This is a genomic window from Halomonas sp. Ps84H-12, from assembly GCF_024124725.1.
Taxonomy (GTDB): Bacteria; Pseudomonadota; Gammaproteobacteria; order Pseudomonadales; family Halomonadaceae; genus Vreelandella; species Vreelandella aquamarina.
Genome location: NZ_JAMXSJ010000006.1, coordinates 126211 through 145255, shown reverse-complemented (window position 1 = coordinate 145255; position 19045 = coordinate 126211). Strand labels below are relative to the sequence as shown.

22 protein-coding genes are annotated in these 19045 nt (G+C 51.3%); 11 read left to right on the top strand and 11 right to left on the bottom strand.

Annotated elements, in window-relative coordinates; translation table 11 throughout:
* Positions 1 to 361 precede the first annotated feature (361 nt).
* The 3 genes from NH344_RS04965 to flgA form a co-directional block, all read right to left on the bottom strand.
* On the bottom strand, positions 362 to 811 hold the full coding sequence (locus NH344_RS04965) for a flagellar protein FlgN (RefSeq protein WP_058576987.1): 450 nt from the start codon (positions 809 to 811) through the stop codon (positions 362 to 364).
* Positions 812 to 819: 8 nt separating this feature from the next.
* Positions 820 to 1086, bottom strand: coding sequence for a flagellar biosynthesis anti-sigma factor FlgM (gene flgM, locus NH344_RS04960; RefSeq protein ID WP_044629596.1), 267 nt, complete (start codon positions 1084 to 1086; stop codon positions 820 to 822).
* Between the two features lie 85 nt (positions 1087 to 1171).
* The gene (gene flgA, locus NH344_RS04955; protein WP_058576988.1) at positions 1172 to 1885 is read right to left on the bottom strand and encodes a flagellar basal body P-ring formation chaperone FlgA; all 714 of its coding nucleotides are present in this window, start codon (positions 1883 to 1885) and stop codon (positions 1172 to 1174) included.
* A gap of 195 nt (positions 1886 to 2080) precedes the next feature.
* On the opposite strand from flgA, the gene flgB reads away from it, so the two are divergent.
* The 11 genes from flgB (at position 2081) to flgL (ending at position 13019) form a co-directional block, all read left to right on the top strand.
* The gene (flgB, locus tag NH344_RS04950) at positions 2081 to 2512 is read left to right on the top strand and encodes a flagellar basal body rod protein FlgB (protein WP_058576989.1); all 432 of its coding nucleotides are present in this window, start codon (positions 2081 to 2083) and stop codon (positions 2510 to 2512) included.
* 25 nt (positions 2513 to 2537) lie between these two features.
* Positions 2538 to 2948, top strand: coding sequence for a flagellar basal body rod protein FlgC (flgC, locus tag NH344_RS04945; protein ID WP_058576990.1), 411 nt, complete (start codon positions 2538 to 2540; stop codon positions 2946 to 2948).
* Positions 2949 to 2950: 2 nt separating this feature from the next.
* On the top strand, positions 2951 to 3640 hold the full coding sequence (locus tag NH344_RS04940) for a flagellar hook assembly protein FlgD (protein ID WP_058576991.1): 690 nt from the start codon (positions 2951 to 2953) through the stop codon (positions 3638 to 3640).
* Positions 3641 to 3672: 32 nt separating this feature from the next.
* The gene (gene flgE / locus NH344_RS04935) at positions 3673 to 5187 is read left to right on the top strand and encodes a flagellar hook protein FlgE (RefSeq protein WP_058576992.1); all 1515 of its coding nucleotides are present in this window, start codon (positions 3673 to 3675) and stop codon (positions 5185 to 5187) included.
* Positions 5188 to 5210: 23 nt separating this feature from the next.
* Positions 5211 to 5969, top strand: coding sequence for a flagellar basal-body rod protein FlgF (gene flgF, locus NH344_RS04930; protein ID WP_058576993.1), 759 nt, complete (start codon positions 5211 to 5213; stop codon positions 5967 to 5969).
* A gap of 30 nt (positions 5970 to 5999) precedes the next feature.
* On the top strand, positions 6000 to 6782 hold the full coding sequence (flgG, locus tag NH344_RS04925; RefSeq protein ID WP_058576994.1) for a flagellar basal-body rod protein FlgG: 783 nt from the start codon (positions 6000 to 6002) through the stop codon (positions 6780 to 6782).
* 37 nt (positions 6783 to 6819) lie between these two features.
* Positions 6820 to 7509: a flagellar basal body L-ring protein FlgH gene (locus tag NH344_RS04920; RefSeq protein ID WP_058576995.1), complete on the top strand. Its 690-nt coding sequence runs from the start codon at positions 6820 to 6822 to the stop codon at positions 7507 to 7509.
* Between the two features lie 114 nt (positions 7510 to 7623).
* Positions 7624 to 8679 (top strand): flagellar basal body P-ring protein FlgI, encoded by a 1056-nt coding sequence (locus tag NH344_RS04915; protein ID WP_232059501.1) that lies wholly within the window; start codon positions 7624 to 7626, stop codon positions 8677 to 8679.
* On the top strand, positions 8679 to 9701 hold the full coding sequence (flgJ, locus tag NH344_RS04910) for a flagellar assembly peptidoglycan hydrolase FlgJ (protein WP_058576996.1): 1023 nt from the start codon (positions 8679 to 8681) through the stop codon (positions 9699 to 9701). The genes NH344_RS04915 and flgJ overlap by 1 nt, the downstream gene beginning before the upstream one ends.
* 63 nt (positions 9702 to 9764) lie before the next feature.
* Complete coding sequence (gene flgK, locus NH344_RS04905; protein WP_253027595.1) at positions 9765 to 11708, top strand: flagellar hook-associated protein FlgK; 1944 nt, start codon at positions 9765 to 9767, stop codon at positions 11706 to 11708.
* An 18-nt stretch (positions 11709 to 11726) separates the two neighbouring features.
* Positions 11727 to 13019, top strand: coding sequence for a flagellar hook-associated protein FlgL (gene flgL / locus NH344_RS04900; RefSeq protein WP_253027594.1), 1293 nt, complete (start codon positions 11727 to 11729; stop codon positions 13017 to 13019).
* A gap of 52 nt (positions 13020 to 13071) precedes the next feature.
* On the opposite strand, the gene fliR is transcribed toward flgL, so the two are convergent.
* From fliR to NH344_RS04860, 8 genes are all read right to left on the bottom strand, one after another.
* Entirely contained in the window at positions 13072 to 13863 is a 792-nt protein-coding gene (fliR, locus tag NH344_RS04895; protein ID WP_230834971.1) for a flagellar biosynthetic protein FliR, read from the bottom strand.
* Between the two features lie 3 nt (positions 13864 to 13866).
* The gene (gene fliQ / locus NH344_RS04890) at positions 13867 to 14136 is read right to left on the bottom strand and encodes a flagellar biosynthesis protein FliQ (protein WP_044629584.1); all 270 of its coding nucleotides are present in this window, start codon (positions 14134 to 14136) and stop codon (positions 13867 to 13869) included.
* Between the two features lie 27 nt (positions 14137 to 14163).
* Positions 14164 to 14892, bottom strand: coding sequence for a flagellar type III secretion system pore protein FliP (gene fliP, locus NH344_RS04885; protein WP_089675601.1), 729 nt, complete (start codon positions 14890 to 14892; stop codon positions 14164 to 14166).
* Between the two features lie 47 nt (positions 14893 to 14939).
* Positions 14940 to 15377, bottom strand: a complete 438-nt coding sequence (gene fliO / locus NH344_RS04880; RefSeq protein ID WP_054641148.1) for a flagellar biosynthetic protein FliO — start codon at positions 15375 to 15377, stop codon at positions 14940 to 14942.
* A complete protein-coding gene (fliN, locus tag NH344_RS04875) occupies positions 15374 to 15892 on the bottom strand; it encodes a flagellar motor switch protein FliN (RefSeq protein ID WP_044629581.1) in 519 nt (172 codons plus the stop codon). The genes fliO and fliN overlap by 4 nt, the downstream gene beginning before the upstream one ends.
* Positions 15889 to 16944: a flagellar motor switch protein FliM gene (fliM, locus tag NH344_RS04870; protein ID WP_058577001.1), complete on the bottom strand. Its 1056-nt coding sequence runs from the start codon at positions 16942 to 16944 to the stop codon at positions 15889 to 15891. Before fliM ends, fliN begins: the two co-directional genes overlap by 4 nt.
* A 21-nt stretch (positions 16945 to 16965) precedes the next feature.
* On the bottom strand, positions 16966 to 17433 hold the full coding sequence (fliL, locus tag NH344_RS04865; RefSeq protein ID WP_253027593.1) for a flagellar basal body-associated protein FliL: 468 nt from the start codon (positions 17431 to 17433) through the stop codon (positions 16966 to 16968).
* Between the two features lie 159 nt (positions 17434 to 17592).
* Complete coding sequence (locus NH344_RS04860) at positions 17593 to 19044, bottom strand: flagellar hook-length control protein FliK (protein WP_253027592.1); 1452 nt, start codon at positions 19042 to 19044, stop codon at positions 17593 to 17595.
* Position 19045: the final 1 nt, after the last annotated feature.

Here is a 19045-nt window from a genome sequence, read left to right as displayed (position 1 = left end):
TCACGGCTTGGAGAGTAGAATTGCTCATGGCGTATCCGTCCTATGTTGGTTGTGATCTGGCGAGATCAATCAACAGGATACGCCACCCTCTCTACTGCCCTCCATACACAAGAACTGAGCTTAACTCAGCAGGGCTGGGGTTGCCGCATTAATATGCATCACCTGGGCAAATGATACTTCATCCAACTGCTTTGCGGAGATGAAAGCAGGCTTTGCAGTATGGCGCTTCCTATACCGCCATTTGCACCTGCCACAACGGCGGTGAAACCTTCTGGAAGATGAGGCAGCATAACAAACTCCGATGGTGAACGATGTTGTTCCCATTGAAGCGCTTTGTATAGTATTTGTCTATAATTGCTTGTTAAGCAGAGGCATTAATGCGGCCCGGCTGAGCACTATTGCGCCCGTTGGGCTTGTAGAGCGTTTTTTCTGCAATTTGGCGAATGTAGTCCAGCATTTCCTGGTTATGCTTCATACGCAATGAGAGCATTTGCCCGGTTAATGCATTCATTCGTGAAACTCGCTCACTTTTTTCTAGCAAGCTTTCCCAGGTTGCTAGGCAGTCAGCATCTGTGGCCGCCAGCTTCGCGCCAGGACCGCCTTCTGGATAGCCAAGTTTTGCCTGTACCCCGCGACGTAATACCTCCATGCGTTCTAGTTCTTCTAGAAGCGCCTGTTTCTTACCCGCGATATCAGTCAATATATCGCCGTCAATACTGCCTTTAGTCAACTGCTCTTGTTCGCTGGAGAGTAAAGCAATCAAATCCTCGAGGCGTTGCAACTGACTGGAGAGTAGGCGTGAAAGGCTCATAGGTAGATTTACTGATCTTTCAAGTTGGCAATTAGACCATCCGCAATACGGTCGGCACGCACTTCGAGCCGTCCCTCACGAATAGCATCACGAATTTCCTGTACCTTAGCCATGTCGATATCCTGGCTGCTATCGATGCTAGATTGGCTGAGCTGAGTCGCTTCACGGGTAGTATTACCCGTTTCAGGCTGCTTTGCTTCACTTACCTTCTGTGCGTCATCACGCTGCTGCGCTGGAGTATTGCGAAGCAGCGGATTAAGGTTATCAATTTTCACGTTGTTGGCCTCATCGTCAACGTTGGGGTGCCGCGCGCTGTATGACTATCTATCGGCCTAGGTGCTAAACACTTTAGGTCTTAGGCTAAAAATCCACCATTAATGTGCCTTGGCCGATCACCCGCGCCGTCATTATTTCACGAGAACCAAAACGCACACGAATGGTTTCTCCTTGTGCCCCATCAGCAAGTGCCTCCCCCTCTCGAGAGACACGAAAGCCTGCTCCTTCTGCTATGACTGTTACGCGCTGCCCGCGTTCCACGAGGCTAGGTGCTTGCAGGAAATGCGCCTGAAACGTGCTGCCACTACGGATAGGCCGCTGAGCTACTTTGCCGACAATATCGGCCTGGTCGGTCAGCGTTTGGCTAGATAAATCGCTAAGGTTGCCTTCCCGCTGGTCGAGCATAGCTGCGGTAACCAACGTGTCTCTATCAATATCTTGGCTTGCCACAACGTAGCTGCCAATGACACCCACTTCTGCCTGAAGGTAGCGTACTTGACGCCCATCAGCTCCACACCTAACGCCTACAGAAACACGCCCAATAGGAGCTTGGTTAGGGTTAGTCAGAAAGGGCGTTGGCTGTATGCAGGTGGGTAAATGGGGGGATGGCGGTGCGATATTGATGACTGCCTCTTGTCCCAGGGCCTGTGCTTCTTGATAGAGAAATTGTTGGACGCTTTCAACAAGTGACTGATCGCTTGTTTCTGCCCAGGAGGGTTGGGATAAGCCAACACATAGCAGTAACAACAATGTCTTAACTGCTGAGTAGCGTGCAACAATGTGCAGCAAATAGCGCATGGGTAAAGTCGCCCAGTATAGAAAATCAGATGGTAAACATCAGCATGGGAGTGTAATGCAAAAGTATCCTACGCATCATGGGAAATGCTGGTGTAAACGGTAGCTGTTCCATGCTTTAAGGTGAAAGAGAGGGGCATATTATTCATCATCAACAATTTCCGATTTATTTTGGCCTCACGGCGAGCGAGGATCGGCATGATTGATCAGCTTGAATCTGCCTTTAACTTCCACCAGCAGGCGCTGGGCCTGCGCCAAGCACGTCACCAAGTGCTAGCCGCTAACATTGCCAATGCGGATACGCCCAACTATAAGGCGCGCGACATTGACTTTGCTAGTGAGCTGAAAAAAGCCGTTGAAGGCGGACAGTCTCAACAGCAGCCAAATGGCGGCTTAGCGTTAGCGCGTACCTCCGAACAGCACTTGGCAGGAGAAGGCCCCGCATGGCGTGGTGCTGGAAACACCGAGCTGCTCTATCGTGTTCCTGATCAGCCGAGCCTGGATGGTAACACCGTTGACATGGACCGTGAGCGAACCCAGTTCGCGGATAACGCTGTGCGCTACCAGGCGGCGCTCACCATGATGAACCGTCGTATTCAGGGCCTGAAAAATGCGATGCAACCTGAATAACCTAGTAATAGGAGAGAAATAAGCGATGTCGATGTTTTCAGCGTTTGATATTGCCGGTTCTGCGATGAGCGCCCAAGCGCAGCGTATGAATGTAACGGCAAGCAACATGGCCAATGCCGATAGCGTGGCAGGGCCCGATGGTGAAACCTACCGCGCAAAGCAGGTGATGTTTGAAACCCAGGCACAGTCTAACCGCTACGGTGTCGGCGGCGTCCGGGTTACTGAGGTTGTGGAAAACGATTCACCGCTGCGCATGGAGTATATGCCGAACCACCCAGCGGCTGATGAAGATGGCTACGTTGCTAAGCCGAATGTTGAGCCGGTCCATGAGATGGTCAATATGATTTCGGCATCGCGCTCCTATCAGGCCAACGTCGAGGTTTTCAACACAACCAAACAGATGATGGTTCAAACGCTATCGCTCGGTGAGGGCTAACGATGAACACAATTAACCCAGCAACGTTATCCAATATTAATGGTGGTGGCGTTCAACTACAGCAGAGCCAGTCAGAAGAGCTACGTAATAGTTTTATGACGCTGCTTATCACCCAGCTTCAGAATCAAGACCCTCTGAAGCCGATGGAAAACGCGGAGATGACGTCGCAGATTGCTCAAATCAACACCGTCAGTGGCATTGAGCAGCTCAACTCTACGTTGGAAAGTATTACCAGCCAAATGAATGCCAACCAGGCGCTGCAGGCGAGTGGGCTAATTGGCCAAGGCGTCATGGTGCCTGGTCGTCAGATCATGTTGGAGCAGGATGGTGAAGGCCAGCCTTACTCTACGCCCTTTGGCATTGAGCTAGCGCAACCAGCAGCAAATGTGCAGGCAACGATTTTGGGTCAAGGCGGCCAGGTAATCCGTCGCTACGACTTGGGGTCTGTTGAAGAGGGCGTGCAGTCTTTCCAGTGGGATGGAAAAAATGATCAGGGTGACGTTGTCGCCAGTAATCGCTATACAGTTCAGCTAGAAGCAACGGATGCCGAAGGCGAAGTGATTGAGTCTACTGCCCTTAACTACGCCATTGTTAATAGCGTGACACCCAACGATGGCAATGGCGGTGTTCGGTTGGACCTTGGGGCCATTTATGGGCAAATCAGTCTGAATGACGTAAAACAAATTCTTTGATGTATAGAATTTCCCATCTCTAGGAGAAAAAAATGAGCTTTTCTCAAGCATTAAGTGGCCTGAACGCCCAATCAGAAAACCTGAAGATTCTCGGCAACAATATTGCGAACTCGCAAACCGTCGGCTTCAAGAGCTCGGGCGCTATCTTTGCAGACGTGTTTGCAGGTGCTAATAGCCAAGTGGGCTTAGGTGTCAAGATTGCAAACGTGCGTCAAGACTTTACGGCTGGCGATTTAGAGGCAACTGGACGTACGCTGGACCTTGCTGTAGCGGGTGAAGGTTTTTACCGTGTTCAGCTTAATAGTGGTGAAGCTGCGTATACGCGCAATGGCCAGTTTAGCCAAGATAATCAAGGCTTTTTAGTAAATGCGGCCGGGCAACGACTGACGGGCTATGGGCTGTCAGAACCAAACGATCCTTTTTCGCCTGTTATTGCTGGGGGGGCACCGACACCCATCAATATTTCTTCTGCTGATATTCCAGCTAAAGCAACGGCTAACGCAGCGGCTACCTATAATCTAGATGCCAGTATCGTACCTGGGCAGAATCTACAGCAGTCTTCACTTCAGGCCGTTGACTCGACTGGAAATCTGCTCACCGTAGATGGCGATGGAGCTTACGATCCTGCAGGCGATCCTCTTGAAATAGATGTATCTTACCATTACTCCAACAGTTTCACGGCTTATGACTCTCTAGGTAATGAGCGCAATATAACGGTTTATTATGAGAAGGTAGCCGACAATACTTGGAAAGCGTTTCAGGCCGTGGACGGTAAGCTATCGTTCACAGGCGGCTCTGGTGCAGCATCGACCAATATGGATAACGCCTTTTGGTTAAAATTCAATGGTAATGGTCAATTGGCCACCTATGGTGATTTAGACACAGCGGCGAGTGGTGCCCGGGACGAAGATACCGTCGTTGGTGTTGCTGATGCAGGGTATGTTCTGACCTTTGGGTCACCGGGAATACCTCCAGCGATTAACGAAGATAGTGCTTCTACAAACGGAAGTGATCGTGCTGATGCTTTCGATGCGACAGCGATAGATAATCCCGGGGCTACCAAGGCCTTTGCTGAACTGGAATTTCTAGTTGGGGATGGCGCGGAAGCGTTGAGCTATGACTTCACGCTTACGGGGACAACACAGTTTAACAATAATTCCGTTCAAAATACGCTGACACAAGATGGCTATACGTCTGGCAGTTTGGCCGGTCTAGAGGTGACGCGTGAGGGGCGTGTGATTCGTATCTATACCAACGAGGAGCGCCGCGACGCCGGGCAAATCGTGTTGGCGAATTTTGCTAACAAAGAAGGTTTGCAGGCCATTGGTGATAACGCCTGGCGTGAAACTAATGCTTCAGGTATTGGCATTATCGGTACGGCGGGCACCGGTGTCTTTGGCACCATTGAGTCAGGCGTGTTGGAAAACTCCAACGTTGATCTCGCCAAGCAGCTAGTCGATACCATCGTAGCGCAGCGTGCCTACCAAGCGAACTCGACGTCGATCAGCACTCAGGACGAGCTCCTGCAGACCATTATTAATCTTTAATGATTGATTAAGGAGTTGATGCTGTGGATCGCATGCTATACACCGCCATGAGTGGCGCTAAACACACGATGGAACAGCAGTCGGTAGTGAGTAATAACCTATCGAATGTGTCCACCGCTGGTTTTCGTGCTCAGTTGCAGGCTGCGCGCTCGGTACCCATTGAAGGCGCGGGCACCCTGCCAACAAGGGTGGCGGCGGTGACAACCACGCCGGGTACTGATTTCTCACAAGGCCCCATCGAGCGCACTGGACGTATGTTAGATGTGGCCATGCAAGGAAACGCCTGGATGGCGGTGTTAGCAGAAGATGGTACAGAGACCTATACCCGTCGCGGTGATCTGCAGCTTGATAGTGACGGTGTTCTGTTGAGTGTAGGCCGCCCTGTAATGGGAGACGCTGGGCCGATTGCTGTTCCACAGGGCGCGCAAATCTCATTTGGGGCAGATGGGACGATTAGTGCCATTCCTCAAGGAGAGGGCCCTGAGGCAATGGTGGACGTTGGCCGCATCAAGCTCGTTACACCGGATGAACAGGCCCTGGAGCGTGGTGAGGATGGTTTGTTCAGGGCGCCTCCTGGCGATGATGGTGCGCCAGGCGTACTTCAGGCTGATGAAGAGGCGCGTCTGGTAAGCGGCGCTCTAGAGGGCAGTAACGTCAGCGCCGTGGATGCCATGGTCTCCATGATTGACGTGGCGCGCCGCTACGATATGCAGATGAAGATGCTAAGTACGGCGGATGAAAATGCTCAGCGAGCTAACAGTATTTTATCTATTCAGGGCTAATCGCAGCCACTCAGCCAAAGGAATATATGTATGATTAAGTCTTTGTGGACTGCCAAGACCGGGCTGGAGTCTCAGCAAACCAAACTAGATGTTATTTCGAACAACTTGGCGAACGTCGGCACCAATGGCTTTAAACGTTCGCGCCCGGTATTCGAAGACCTGCTCTACCAAAATATGCGCCAGCCTGGGGCCCAGAATAATATTCAGGACCGGCTACCGTCTGGGATGCAAGTAGGTACGGGTGTGCGTGCGGTTGCTACTGAGCGTTTACATACCCAGGGAAGCCTAGAAGAAACACAAAATTCTCGTGACTTGGCCATTGAAGGGAACGGTTTCTTTGAGGTGTTACTGCCTGACGGTACGGCGGGTTATACACGAGATGGTAGCTTTCAACTCAATGAAAATGGTCAGATGGTGACAGCAAACGGTTACCCAATTGAGCCAGCCATTTTCCTTCCTGTGAATGCACTTTCTGTCACTATTGGTGAAGACGGAATCGTCAGCGTTCGCCAGCCAGGGATTGCAACGGATACAGAAGTGGGGCAAATCTCACTCAGCACCTTTATTAATCCCGCTGGCCTCGAAAGTATTGGTGGCAACCTCTACCTTGAAACAGGCGCATCAGGCGCACCTAATCAAGACATCCCAGGCAACAACGGTGCCGGACGACTGTTCCAGGGATATGTGGAGACATCGAACGTGAACGTCGTCGAAGAGATGGTCAATATGATCCAAACGCAGCGTGCCTATGAGATCAATAGTCGTGCTATCTCTACCAGCGATGAAATGCTAGCGCGTCTAAGCCAGCTCTAATGTCAAAGTTCGTCAGGGCTTCTTAACAGGTCGCGCTATGCTGAAATCAAACTTTAAGTTACGCCGCATCGTGATGGTGAGCTTAGCACTGCTGGTGTTATTGACGGCAGGGTGCGCGCAAATCCCGCGTGCCTCTGTCGTCGGCGAACAAGAGCAAATCACTATCATCGACCGTCCGCCACCTGTTCCTAATGGCTCTATTTATCAGGCGCGTCGCGGCTATCAGCCTCTTTTTGAAGATCGTCGGCCGCGCACGATAGGAGACATTCTGACCATTGTGCTGGATGAAGAAGTCAGTGCTAGTAAGAACTCTCAGTCCAATGCCAACCGTTCGGGCAGTGCCAGCCTCAACTTGGCCCAACTTCCCGACGTGCTGGATACACTGGCGGAGTACGGTTTCGATGTTGAGGGGGCCAGTGATTTTGCGGGCGGCGGTGGCTCACAGGCCAACAATACGTTTACCGGTACGATCACCGTGTCCGTATTGGAAGTCATGAATAACGGGAACCTGCGCGTGCGCGGCGAGAAGCAGATCGCGATCAATCAGGGCACCGAGTTCATTCGTTTCTCCGGTGTCGTGAATCCTCGCACGATTACCGCGCAAAACACCGTGCCGTCGACTCAAGTCGCCGATGCGCGTATCGAGTACGTGGGCGATGGCTATATCAACGAAGCGCAGCATATGGGGTGGCTGCAGCGCTTTTTCTTGAATGTTTCGCCGTTCTAGGCGTGTCAACAAGCTCGACAACAGAGACCTGGTGAAATGGCTATGCAGTGGAAGGTGTATCAACGGATTCAAGCAACCGCGCGCTTTGCGACTCTGTTGGCTCTCTGTTTTGTGATGCTGCCAGCACACGCCGAGCGGGTGCGCGAGCTAGCGAGCTTTGCTGGTGTTCGTGATAACCAGCTTGTTGGTTATGGCTTGGTGGTGGGGTTAGATGGCAGCGGTGACCAAACCACCCAAGCGCCGTTCACCAGCCAAAGTTTAACCAACATGCTGTCGCAGTTAGGCGTGACCGTTCCGCCTGGAACCAACCTTCAGCTGCGCAACGTCGCTGCTGTGATGGTGACTGCAGATCTGCCACCATTCTCCCGTCCAGGGCAGCGTCTCGATATCGTTGTTTCTTCGATTGCCAACGCCAGTAGCCTGCGTGGTGGCACACTATTGATGACGCCACTGAAAGGTGCCGATGGCGATACCTATGCGATTGCCCAGGGCAATATGTTAGTGGGCGGCGCCGGTGCGCAGGCGGGTGGTAGTAGCGTACAGATTAACCAGCAGGCCTCTGGTCGCATTCCGAACGGGGCTCTTGTTGAGCGTGAAGTGCCGCTCAATCTTGGTGGCAACGGTGGGATGCTAGAGTTGCAGCTGAACGACGCTGATTTTGGCACCGTTCAGCGCATGGTAACGGCAATTAACAATGAGTTCGGCCAGTCTGTTGCCTATGCACGCAATGGCCGAGTCATTGCCCTCGATGGCCCAATGGATGCCAACGCTCGGGTTAATTTTATGGCTCGGGTTGAGAATGTTCAGCTAACACCAGCTGAGGCGCCCGCCAAAGTGGTGCTCAATGCACGTACAGGCTCTGTGGTTATGAACAGCGCGGTTACCCTGCGTAGAGCTGCAGTAGCCCACGGTAATCTGTCGATTATGATTGATACCCAATTTGGTGTTAGCCAGCCTAACCCACTCGGGGAGGGTGAAACCGTTGTAGTGCCTGATGCGGATATCAATATTGAGCAGCAGGAAGCCTACCTGCAAATTGTTGAAGGAGCAGACTTGGCAGACGTGGTGAATGCACTGAATGCATTAGGTGCGACACCTCAGGATTTAATGTCGATTCTGGAAGCGTTAAGAGCATCAGGCTCTTTGCGTGCTGAGCTGGAGATCATCTGATGAGCATGGGCGATATGACCAGTCAGTTCGCGCTGGATATGAACGGCTTCCAGCGGCTGCAGCACAATGCGCGCGTTGATCCTGAAGCGGGCGTGCAGGGCGCGGCGCAGCAGTTCGAAGCGCTCTTCATTCAGATGATGGTCAAAAGCATGCGGGATGCCACGCCGACCTCGGGGCTGCTGGAGAGTCGCGATACGACCTTCTATCAGTCCATGCTCGATCAGCAGTGGTCTCAGGTTATGGCTTCCCGGGGTATCGGCTTGGCCGATGCGTTGGTGGAACAACTGCATCGTCAGGGCGTGGTGGGGCAGCCAGCCTCCAATTCTGACCAGGAGCTTCAGGCGCTGATTGCTGGCATTCCCCGCGGCACACCGCGCGTTCTGGACAACCCCCTGCAGCCCGATAGTGGCCAGGCTCCCGCGTCGGGCAGCGGCCGTTTTTACGATGAGTTGGATGCCATTCGGCAACAGCCAGCGAGCAGCAGCGCTTCCGCTTCGCTTGTAGAAGCCCCGCGTACAGCAGCCTCTGGGCATGACCATGTCACGCGTTTCATGCAAACGCTGGCCATGCCTGCCCAAGCGGCGAGCGCAGCCACGGGCGTGCCTGCTGAACTCATTTTGGCGCAGGCCGCGCTCGAAACCGGCTGGGGACGCCATGAAATCGCGACCCAGCAGGGGCATAACAGCTATAACGTGTTTGGCATCAAGGCAGGTAGCCAGTGGCAGGGTAAGACCACCGACATCGTAACCCACGAATACGTGAACGGTCGCCGTACGCAGGTCGTCGACACCTTCCGTGTCTACGACTCGTTCGAGCATGCCTTTACCGATTATGCCAACCTAATTGGCAACAATCCGCGTTACGCCGGTGTTTTGCAGGCGTCTAACGCAGAGCAAGCAGCGCGTGAGTTACAGCGTGGCGGCTATGCCACCGACCCGCGCTATGCCGATAAGCTGGTATCGGTAATGAATACGATGGGGCCGCTGAGTTCTGCGGGTAGCCTGTTGGCGGATTCTCGCTAGGTAACTACTCAAGTTTTTCTGCGCACTGCCGATAAGTAGAGAATCGGCCTAAGGAATTGAACCATGAGCATGTTTTCGATCGGCTTAAGCGGCCTCAATGCGGCGCAGAATGCCCTCAATACAACGAGCAACAACATTAGTAACGTCTATACTCCTGGCTACAATCGAGAGATTACGGTACTCAATGAAAGCCGGAACAATGCCGGTGTCCGCGTTGCAGATATTGAGCGTCAGTTCAATACGTTCGTTGCCGCGCAATTGAACAATGCCAAGTCGCAATCAACAGCCCTAGAGACCTACAATACGCAAATCTCTCAAATCGATAACTTGCTTGCAGATCGTGAAGCAGGTCTCTCTCCTTTGATGCAGAATTTCTTTTCCGCTCTTGAGGATTTAGCAAGTGCTCCTTCGGATCCTGCCGCCCGGCAGGGCGTGCTTGGCACTGCGGATACGCTAACGGCTCAATTCCGTTCGTTTGATGGATATCTGCAGGATTTACAATCAGGCGTTAACGGCCAAATTAAAGACGAAATTACCCAAATAAATAACACCACAAGCCAGATTGCTAATATTAACCGTGAAATAGCACTTTCGCGTGCACAGCTTGGTGAGGCACCAAATAGCTTGCTGAATCAGCGCGACCAGCTGATCTCCGAGTTGAATGAAAAGATGAACTTGCGTCTTAATATTCAAGATGGCAAGACTTACAATCTTTCTCTTCCTAATGGGCAGCCGCTCGTCACGGGGGATACTGCCTATAAACTCGAAGCTGTTACATCACCGAATGATCCACAACGGATCGTCGTTGGCTACCGTGAAGGGGCTCGTGGTAATGGCAACCTTGTCAGCCTAGATGAAGGTTTAATTACAGGTGGCTCATTAGGTGGCTTAATGAGCTTTCGATCTGAGACATTAGATAAAACTCAGAACCAGATAGGGCAGTTGGCGGCTTCTATTGCACTCGAATTTAATGCGCAACACCAAAAAGGTGTTGACCTGAACGGTGAGCAGGGCCAAGAGTTTTTTAGTATTGGTCAATCTAACGCTTACTATAATACAGATAATAAGGGATCCGCAGAGGTCAGTGCTACGATCGACTCTGCGAATACTAGCGCATTACGAGCAACCGACTATACGGTGCGTGTTATTAATGCATCGACTGAAGAGTTTGAAGTGATTAGAAAAGATACCGGTGAGGCGCTAGAGGCGGATGAATGGTCATTTAGCGACAATGTTCTAAGTTTTGCCGGTGTTGATGTCAATTTCAACGATATTAATCTTGCCCAAAATGGCGATAGCTTTGAAATTCAACCACTACGACGTGCTGCTGGTGGAATGGAAGCCATTGTTTCAGACTTAGATAAAATTGCTGCAGGTAGCTTAGTTGAGCAGAGTGGAGACCTAGAGGTGAGCAATGTTCGCTATGAGAATGCGCTTGCCAATACGTCGGAATCACTGGAAATTGAACTTAATGCCAATCAGCACTTATCTGTCAGTGGGTATGCTGGTCAGGTCTCTGTTAACGGCGAAGCGCGAATCTTAGATCCTAATGGAGTCGTTCAAGATTCGGCAGGTACAGCCGCAGCTGTATTGGCTGAGGACGATGAAATCACTATTGATGGTGTCTCATTTGTATTAGCTGATGTATCTACAGAAGGGACTCTAACATTTCAGCAAGGGAGCGCTGCTGCAGGCGACAATCGCAATGCCTTAGCGCTCCAAGATCTCCAGAGTAAGGATATCGTAGGTGGTTCTGCCTCATTGAGTGGCGCTTATGGGGCGCTGGTCAGCGATGTGGGAAATCGCACCAACATTATTCAGGTCAACCTTGATGCACGCCAAGGCTTAACTGATCAGCTGCGTGCAGTGCAGCAGTCGGAGTCTGGTGTTAACCTGGATGAAGAAGCGGCAAATCTGATTCGCTTTCAGCAGTTTTATCAAGCCAATGCCCGCGTCATCGATACGGCCTCTACTATTTTTGACACTATTTTAGGCTTACGTAGCTAACGGTTAGGAGTCTGCCTCATGCGTATTAGCAGCGTTACCATGTATGAACAAAGTACGGCTTCAATTAACCGTCAGCAGAATGACTTTCTAAAAATTAGTCAACAGATTGCTAGCGGGCGCCGTGTGGTTAACCCTTCGGACGATCCACAGTCAGCAGCGCGCGCCGTGCGTGTTGATCAATCTAAGGCGATTACCCAACAGTTTGAAGACTCTCGCGTATCTGCACGTAACTCTCTAGCACAGACAGAAAGTATACTTAATAGCATCAGTGACTCCGTTATTAGTGCAAAGACAAGACTAGTTCAAGCATCAAGCGATACCTTGAGCGATGTTGACCGAGAATCGATTGCCAGCGAGCTAAAAGGTATTTACGAAACCATGATCGGCCAAGCAAACGCGACTGATGGTAACGGTCGTTACTTATTTGGTGGCTATGCTGATAATGCACCTCCCTTTGTTAAAAATAGTGAAGGCAATATTGAGTATAAAGGGGATGATAACGCTCGCCAGCAGCGTATCGATGCCTCACGTTTAATGCCGGTCACGGAGAACGGTATCTCGATATTCCAAAGTGTACCGAGCGGTGCAGGCTATGTCGCCGAGGCTGTGAAGAGCGGTTTAGATGGGCAGCCAATTCCGGGTGAGGCGGGTAGAAATACTGGTAGCGTGACGTTTAGTGGCCCACAGGTGAGTAATGTCAATGACCCTGGGTATGGCGACAGCTACCGTGTTGTATTTTATGAAGACACGACGGTGGATAGTGGCGTCAGCTACCAAGTGCAGCGTTTTAGTGAAGGCGAGTGGCAGGAAGATCCTGATGATTTGGTGGTGACAGGAGAATATGTCGGTAAAGGTCAGCAGCTTAGTTTTGGGGGTGTTAATGTCACACTCACTGGCAGCGCTGAGCCTGACGACGAGATTCTTGTTGCCCAGTCGGGTAGTGACCAGCGGCCTGCCGATCTCTTTCGTACGATGGAAGCGGCCATCCGTGTATTAGAATCGCCGGCTCAAACGCCTGCCGAGAAAGCAGAACTGCGCAATACGCTAAACACATCTATGCGAGATCTAGATAATGCCCTTGATAATGTTCTAACAGTGCGCGCTTCGGCTGGGGCAAAACTAAACGAGCTAGACGTGGTGGATGCTGTAGGTAGTAACCGGATGCTCAATTATGAGCAGACGCTTTCTGACTTGGTGGATCTGGACTACGCTGATGCTATTTCAGAATATAGCTTGCGTCAGGTTGGTCTGCAGGCTTCTCAAAAAGCGTTTGTGGATATTAAGGGGATGTCGCTATTTGACTTTATGTAATGTCTTAGCGAGCAGTCACTCTTTTGCTATGCCCTGGCCATGTGCCGGGGCATTAATTTAAGGGCGCCATGGTCTCAATCAGGCTTTGCGTAAAGCTAATTCCCTGGCTAAACAGCTGCTGAAGAAAGCTGCCGATATCGCTCATTAGCACCATGAGCAACACTATGCCAACGGTGAGCGAGGTAGGAAAGCCAATATTAAACACGGTTAGCTGCGGTGCTGAACGGTTTAGGATGCCTAGCGCCAGATTAATAATGAGCAACGAGGCTACCAGAGGCAAAGCGAGCAGCATACCTGAAGCAAAGATAGTACCTGCGTAGCGTGCCAGTAGTTCAAACGCATTAGGATTAAGGCTGCCAATTCCAATTGGAAGTGTTTCAAAGCTCATCACTAGTGTTTCTAACACCATTAGGTGGCCATTAAAGGCGAGAAACATGAGCAGGGTGACCATATAGAGAATGCGTGATAGCACCATAATGTTGGTGCCACTAGACATGTCAAAGAAGCTCGCAAAGGCAAGCCCCATCTGAAGGCCGATAAACTCACCGGCCGCTTGGACAACGGCAAACATAATGTGCATCACCAGCCCAATCGCAATACCGATCAGCATTTGCTCAATGATGATGCCCAGACCTGCCCAAGACATGAGCGGTACACTGGGCATCGGTGGGAGAACGGGAGCAATGACGACGGCGATCACTGCGGCAAGCGCTACTTTAGCTTGATTGGGAATGCTGGAGTGGCCCCATAAAGGCGTCGCTGTCATAAAGGCCGTAATACGCACAAAGGGCCAAAAAAAGGCCACCAGCCACCCCTGAAGCTGGGCAAATGTTACTTCAACCACAGGCTACATCACCATTGCGGGTATGTTGGTAAATAGCCGCGTCGTGAAGTCGGTAATTAAGCCGATGAGCCAGGGGCCCGCTAGTACCAGAACGGCAAACACCGCTAAGATTTTCGGGATAAATGTCAGCGTCATCTCGTTTATTTGGGTAGCGGCCTGGAACAGGCTAATAATCAGACCTGTAAATAGTGCTGCTAACAGCATAGGACCAGCTAGAAAAAGTGTCACGCGCATACCCTGATAAGCGACGCTCATCACCATCTCGGGTGTCATGATTACGCTCCTCGTCGCCCCGCGACGTTAAATCATATAAAAGCTCTCTGCCAACGAACCAATAATGAGCTGCCAGCCGTCAACCAATACAAAAAGCATGAGCTTAAATGGCAGCGAAATAGTGATCGGTGGAACCATCATCATCCCCAACGCCATTAGCGTACTGGCCACTACAAGGTCAATGATCAAAAAAGGGATAAAGATGGTAAAGCCAATTTGAAAGGCCGTCTTGAGCTCGCTGGTGACAAAGGCAGGTAGCAAGACGCGCATTGGTAGTTCTTCTGGCCCTTGCAAGGGGCCCACATCGGCTAAACGAACAAATAGGGCCAGGTCTGGCTCCCGTGTTTGAGCCAGCATAAACTCTCGGAAAGGTAGCTGCGCGCGAAGCAGGAACTCTTCAAAATTGATCACCTCATCCGTCAACGGCACCCAGGCGGTGTCATATACTTGGTTAAGTACTGGCGACATAATAAAAAACGTTAAAAAGAGCGCGATCCCCAACAGTACCTGGTTAGGCGGCGTAGCTTGAGTACCCATCGCTGTCCTTAGCAGGCTGAGTACAATGATGATGCGGGTAAAGCTGGTCATCATCAGCAGCATTGCTGGCAAGAACGCCAACGAGCTTAAGAGCAGCAGTGTTTGTAGAGAGAGAGACCACTGCTGACCACCACCTTCCGTTGGTTGCGAGACTAACCCCGGTAGTTGCTGGGCGTGGCTAGGAAAAGCCACGAGGCAGCCGATGATGAGAATACTCATCAGCCACCAGTGACGCGAATAGAGCCAGGCAAAATGCTGAGCGTATTTCATGAGGTATGCTGAGAGTCTGAGGAAGTACTGTCGCCCTTGCCGCGACTATTAGCTATAGCGTTAGCTAAACGCTGTGAGAAGCGGGTCGGCGGACGGGGGGGAGTGGATGATGTACGATCAGTAGGCGCTGGACGTTCGTGTAGTTTACTAATGCGGCCACCACTAACGCCCAGAACGAGCCATGTGTCTTCAATTTCGACGACCACAATTCGCTCGCGATTGCCTACTGCGGTGGTACCTACGATGCGTAAACGTGCACCATGGTCATAGCGATGATGCTGCCAGCGTTTGAGCAGCGATGTACACAGCAAAATAATGGCAATCACCAACGCTAGTGCGGCGGCTGTTTTGCCTAATGCCGCCATGCCGATTAATGCATCACCGCCACTTAATGCCTCAAGGGGGGCTTGCGCACTAGAGGTCGCAACACTCATCGGTTTAGTTTATGAATGCGCTCGGATGGTGTAATAATCTCAGTAATACGGATACCGTATTTATCTTCGATAACTACTACTTCCCCCTGAGCAATTAGGTAGCCATTGATCAGGATATCCATTGGCTCACCCGCTAACCCCTCCAGCTCAATGACAGATCCTTGAGCGAGCTCTAATAGCTGCTTAATCGTCAGTTTGGTGCGCCCTAACTCAACGGTAAGCTTAACCGGAATATCCATGATCATCTCAAGATCACGGGAGGGAGTCGCACTTTTTTCTGCGCTCAGCGGGCGAAATACATCGTCGCTGGCTGGCTTGGCTTGAGGTGCCTCTGATTCAGGCTCATCTTCCGTATCGGCCTGCTCTGCAGCCTCCTGCTCTGCCATGGCAGCTGCCCAGGGGTCATCATCATCGCTTGCGGCATCAGCACTAGACGACGGCTCTTCTTGCTCAGACATGGCTTCCGCCCAATCGTCATCAGAGACTTTTTGATCGGGTTTATTAGGGTCAGTCATGCTTTGGGTTCCTTGGCTTTCTGTCGCGTTGAACCTTTAATAAAGTCCTTGGACGATACGTTATTCATAGCAGCATGGTCGATCATACGCACAACACGCAGGGCGCGCTGCTGGCGTTGACTGCCGTATTCACACTCCATCACAGGGACGCCGTCAACGCTGGCGGTGATCGTACTGGGAATGTCCATCGGCAAAACATCCCCCTTTTTTAGCCCCATGACGTGAGCAATTCGACTCGGAATCTGCGCAAAGTCAGCGACCAACTCAACTTCAGATTGGCGCAGCTCGCTGGCCATGCGACGTGACCAAGAGCTATCACTGTCATGATTGCTATCGTTGATCGGGTTAACCAATAGATCGCGCAGCGGCTCAATCATTGCGTAGGGCATGCAAATCTGAAAGCTACTGGATAGGTTGCCTACCTCAATATTGAATTTGGTATTGACCACAATCTCATTAGGTGAATTAGTAATATTGGCGAATTTAGACTGGACTTCGGAGCGCAGAAAGTGGACATCTATCGGGTATACTACCTTCCAAGCTTCTTGATAGGCATCAATCGCAAGATTGAGCAGGCGCTGGATAATACGTTGTTCGGTATTGGTAAATTCGCGCCCATCTGATTTCGTAACGAATCGCCCGTCTCCACCGAACAGGTTGTCTACTACCATAAACACGAGATTTGGTGGAAATACCACCAATGCAGAGCCCCGCATCGGCTTCATCGACACGATGTTAAGGTTGGTCGGCACCGGAACGTTACGTGAGAAGTCGCTAAAGCTTTGATAGCGCACGGACTCGACAGTGATGTCTGAGCTGCGACGAATTAGGTTAAATAGCCCGTTGCGGAAATAACGAGCAAAACGCTCATTAATAAAATCAAGCGCATGCAGACGTTCGCGTATGACCCGATGTTGAGTCGACGGGTCATACGGTCGAATTTTTGTTTCGTCCTGAGACTTGGACGAAGCCGGAGAGGGCTCTTCGTCTCCACTGACACCCTTTAGTAAGGCGTCAATTTCTTCCTGGGACAGTAGATCGTCCTGTGACATGAACGGCTCCAGTTCCCGAGGTTATTGCACAATAAATTCGGTAAACAGCACTTCCCTAAGATCTAGGGGGGGCTGATTTTCGCTGAGGGGTACGTTCAAACGACTAATAATTGCCTGTGCCAGCTCCTCTTTCCCCTCTGTCGAGGTGAGTTCGTTGGCTTGTTTGCCCGATAATAGAATTAGTAAGCGGCTGCGCACTTGCGGCATATGCTCTTCGATAATTGCTTTACTCTGTTCGTTACCCACTCGCAGCGTAATACCCGTATAGAGCAGGCGTGAACCATAGCGGTCATCAGCTAAATTAACAGTGAATGGCTCAATGCGTGTAAACACAGGGGGGGTAAGCTCGATCGTTTGCTGTTGAACCTCGCCACTGTCGCGCTGATCCAGCACTAGATAAATAGCCGCTGCTGCCCCTGCAGAGGAAAGCAGTACGAGAATGATCATTACCCAGAGCAGTTTTTTAGATCCGCCGCTTGATTCTGCCATTGTTGTTCCCATGATGTTCGCACATGACACTAGCCAAGCATTATGCCTGACGCGGGTGATAATGAAGAAACGAACAGGCTCTCTTGGAGAGCCTATCTTTTGGTTTAGCTAGTTAACACGGTACTCACAATTAAACCATACTTATAGCGTGGCTATGTTTTAAGCATAAAGGTCCACACGTCCATCGAGTGCGATGGAGGAGCCCACAGGTACAGGCGTCCCGGTTTCACCCTCAACGCTAGTGACCCCGCTTTCACCACCAGCGCTTGAGCCTGTGCTTTGCTGAGCAAACGCTTCCTGTTGATTAGAAAAGCCTTGCTCACCCACTGATGTGTCACTTAGTGAAATTCCTTGTTCCGCCAGTGCTTCACGCAGTTGAGGAATCGCTTGTTCAATCACTTGTCGAACCTGAGCGTGAGCGGATAAAAATTGAGCTTGTGCGCCGTGTTCTGTCATTTTTAACGAGATAGAAAGTGGCCCAAGCTCAGCAGGATGTAGTTTCATTTGAACATGCTGCTCCCCCCCTCGCTGGACAAGCTGAATGAGCTGTTGGCCTAGCTGTGACGGCCAGGCGGGGTGAGAGACAGGGGTGGCGATAGAGGAGGGCAGTGAGGCTCCCGTTGCTGCAGCAATAGGCTGTGGTGCGGGCAGGTTAAATGCTAGCTCGTTACCACCGCTAATGCGCGCTGCTGTTTCTCCAGAGGCACCGCTAACCGCCAGAGCGTTAGCCATGGCTTCACTGCTGACGTGCACACTGGTGGCCATTGTTTGCATGGTTGGTGCGGCAAGCGTATTTGAGGTTGTCTGCTGAGTGCTCGTATCTGTATTAGCAACATTACCCAATGAAAGCGCTGCTATTTGCTGGCTGAGCGTTTCAGGGCGCTGAGCAGACCCATTAGACCCTGTGCTACCCGATAGCTGTTGGTAAGCATTGATGAGAGCTAGCGCGTCTTTTTTGCCAATCGCTAACTGTTCGGCGATAGCGGCGACAGACGTTGTTTGGGTAGTAGTGGGGGACGGTAGGCCTGCGTCATCAGTAAAGGCAGCGACTAATGTCAGCCGACTGGAAATTTCCTGTAGAGCAGGTGATGGCATGTCCAACGTGTTGTCGGTAGCCGCCGCTGCAGCTAATGCTATTAGCGGTTCTGGGGTGCCTTGTTCAGCCGTTTGTAGCTGAGCAAAAAGCTCTGCAATCTCCTCTTGATTGAGCTTAATATCAAGTGACTCAAGTCGCTTGACTAAGCCATTCATCGTTTGAGCAGTTGTCTCAGCAGTTACTTGTTGATTACTAAGTGCTCCAAGACTTTGACTGCTTAATTTTTGCTGCATAGCCTGAGTAGCCAATTGCAACTGTCCAAATAGATCGGCAAGTGCACTTTCATCTAGCTCAATACCCAGCGATTCTAGGAGCGAGGTAAAATCACGCAGCGCCTGTTCTCCATCGGGGGATGGAGCATTAGAAAGTGCGCCCATTGGGCGTTGGGGGTCTGTCGCCTGCAGCATGGCTTGGCGGAATAGCCCAGTGGGAAAGCCTTGAGCCTCCGTCGCTTGTGAGGCTGATGCGCCACTGCCCTGGCTGGGGTTCGCAGAAAGTAACAGTTGAATATTCATG

Coding starts and splice junctions, on each gene's coding strand:
- NH344_RS04860 (WP_253027592.1), bottom strand. CDS start 19,044: ATGAATATTCAACTGTTACTTTCTGCGAACCCCAGCCAGGGCAGTGGC.
- flgC (WP_058576990.1), top strand. CDS start 2,538: ATGTCGATGTTTTCAGCGTTTGATATTGCCGGTTCTGCGATGAGCGCC.
- flgJ (WP_058576996.1), top strand. CDS start 8,679: ATGAGCATGGGCGATATGACCAGTCAGTTCGCGCTGGATATGAACGGC.
- flgK (WP_253027595.1), top strand. CDS start 9,765: ATGAGCATGTTTTCGATCGGCTTAAGCGGCCTCAATGCGGCGCAGAAT.
- fliM (WP_058577001.1), bottom strand. CDS start 16,944: ATGTCACAGGACGATCTACTGTCCCAGGAAGAAATTGACGCCTTACTA.
- NH344_RS04920 (WP_058576995.1), top strand. CDS start 6,820: ATGCTGAAATCAAACTTTAAGTTACGCCGCATCGTGATGGTGAGCTTA.
- NH344_RS04915 (WP_232059501.1), top strand. CDS start 7,624: ATGCTGCCAGCACACGCCGAGCGGGTGCGCGAGCTAGCGAGCTTTGCT.
- NH344_RS04965 (WP_058576987.1), bottom strand. CDS start 811: ATGAGCCTTTCACGCCTACTCTCCAGTCAGTTGCAACGCCTCGAGGAT.
- flgG (WP_058576994.1), top strand. CDS start 6,000: ATGATTAAGTCTTTGTGGACTGCCAAGACCGGGCTGGAGTCTCAGCAA.
- fliN (WP_044629581.1), bottom strand. CDS start 15,892: ATGACTGACCCTAATAAACCCGATCAAAAAGTCTCTGATGACGATTGG.
- flgB (WP_058576989.1), top strand. CDS start 2,081: ATGATTGATCAGCTTGAATCTGCCTTTAACTTCCACCAGCAGGCGCTG.
- flgA (WP_058576988.1), bottom strand. CDS start 1,885: ATGCGCTATTTGCTGCACATTGTTGCACGCTACTCAGCAGTTAAGACA.
- fliO (WP_054641148.1), bottom strand. CDS start 15,377: ATGAGTGTTGCGACCTCTAGTGCGCAAGCCCCCCTTGAGGCATTAAGT.
- fliQ (WP_044629584.1), bottom strand. CDS start 14,136: ATGACACCCGAGATGGTGATGAGCGTCGCTTATCAGGGTATGCGCGTG.
- fliP (WP_089675601.1), bottom strand. CDS start 14,892: ATGAGTATTCTCATCATCGGCTGCCTCGTGGCTTTTCCTAGCCACGCC.
- NH344_RS04940 (WP_058576991.1), top strand. CDS start 2,951: ATGAACACAATTAACCCAGCAACGTTATCCAATATTAATGGTGGTGGC.
- fliL (WP_253027593.1), bottom strand. CDS start 17,433: ATGGCAGAATCAAGCGGCGGATCTAAAAAACTGCTCTGGGTAATGATC.
- flgL (WP_253027594.1), top strand. CDS start 11,727: ATGCGTATTAGCAGCGTTACCATGTATGAACAAAGTACGGCTTCAATT.
- flgE (WP_058576992.1), top strand. CDS start 3,673: ATGAGCTTTTCTCAAGCATTAAGTGGCCTGAACGCCCAATCAGAAAAC.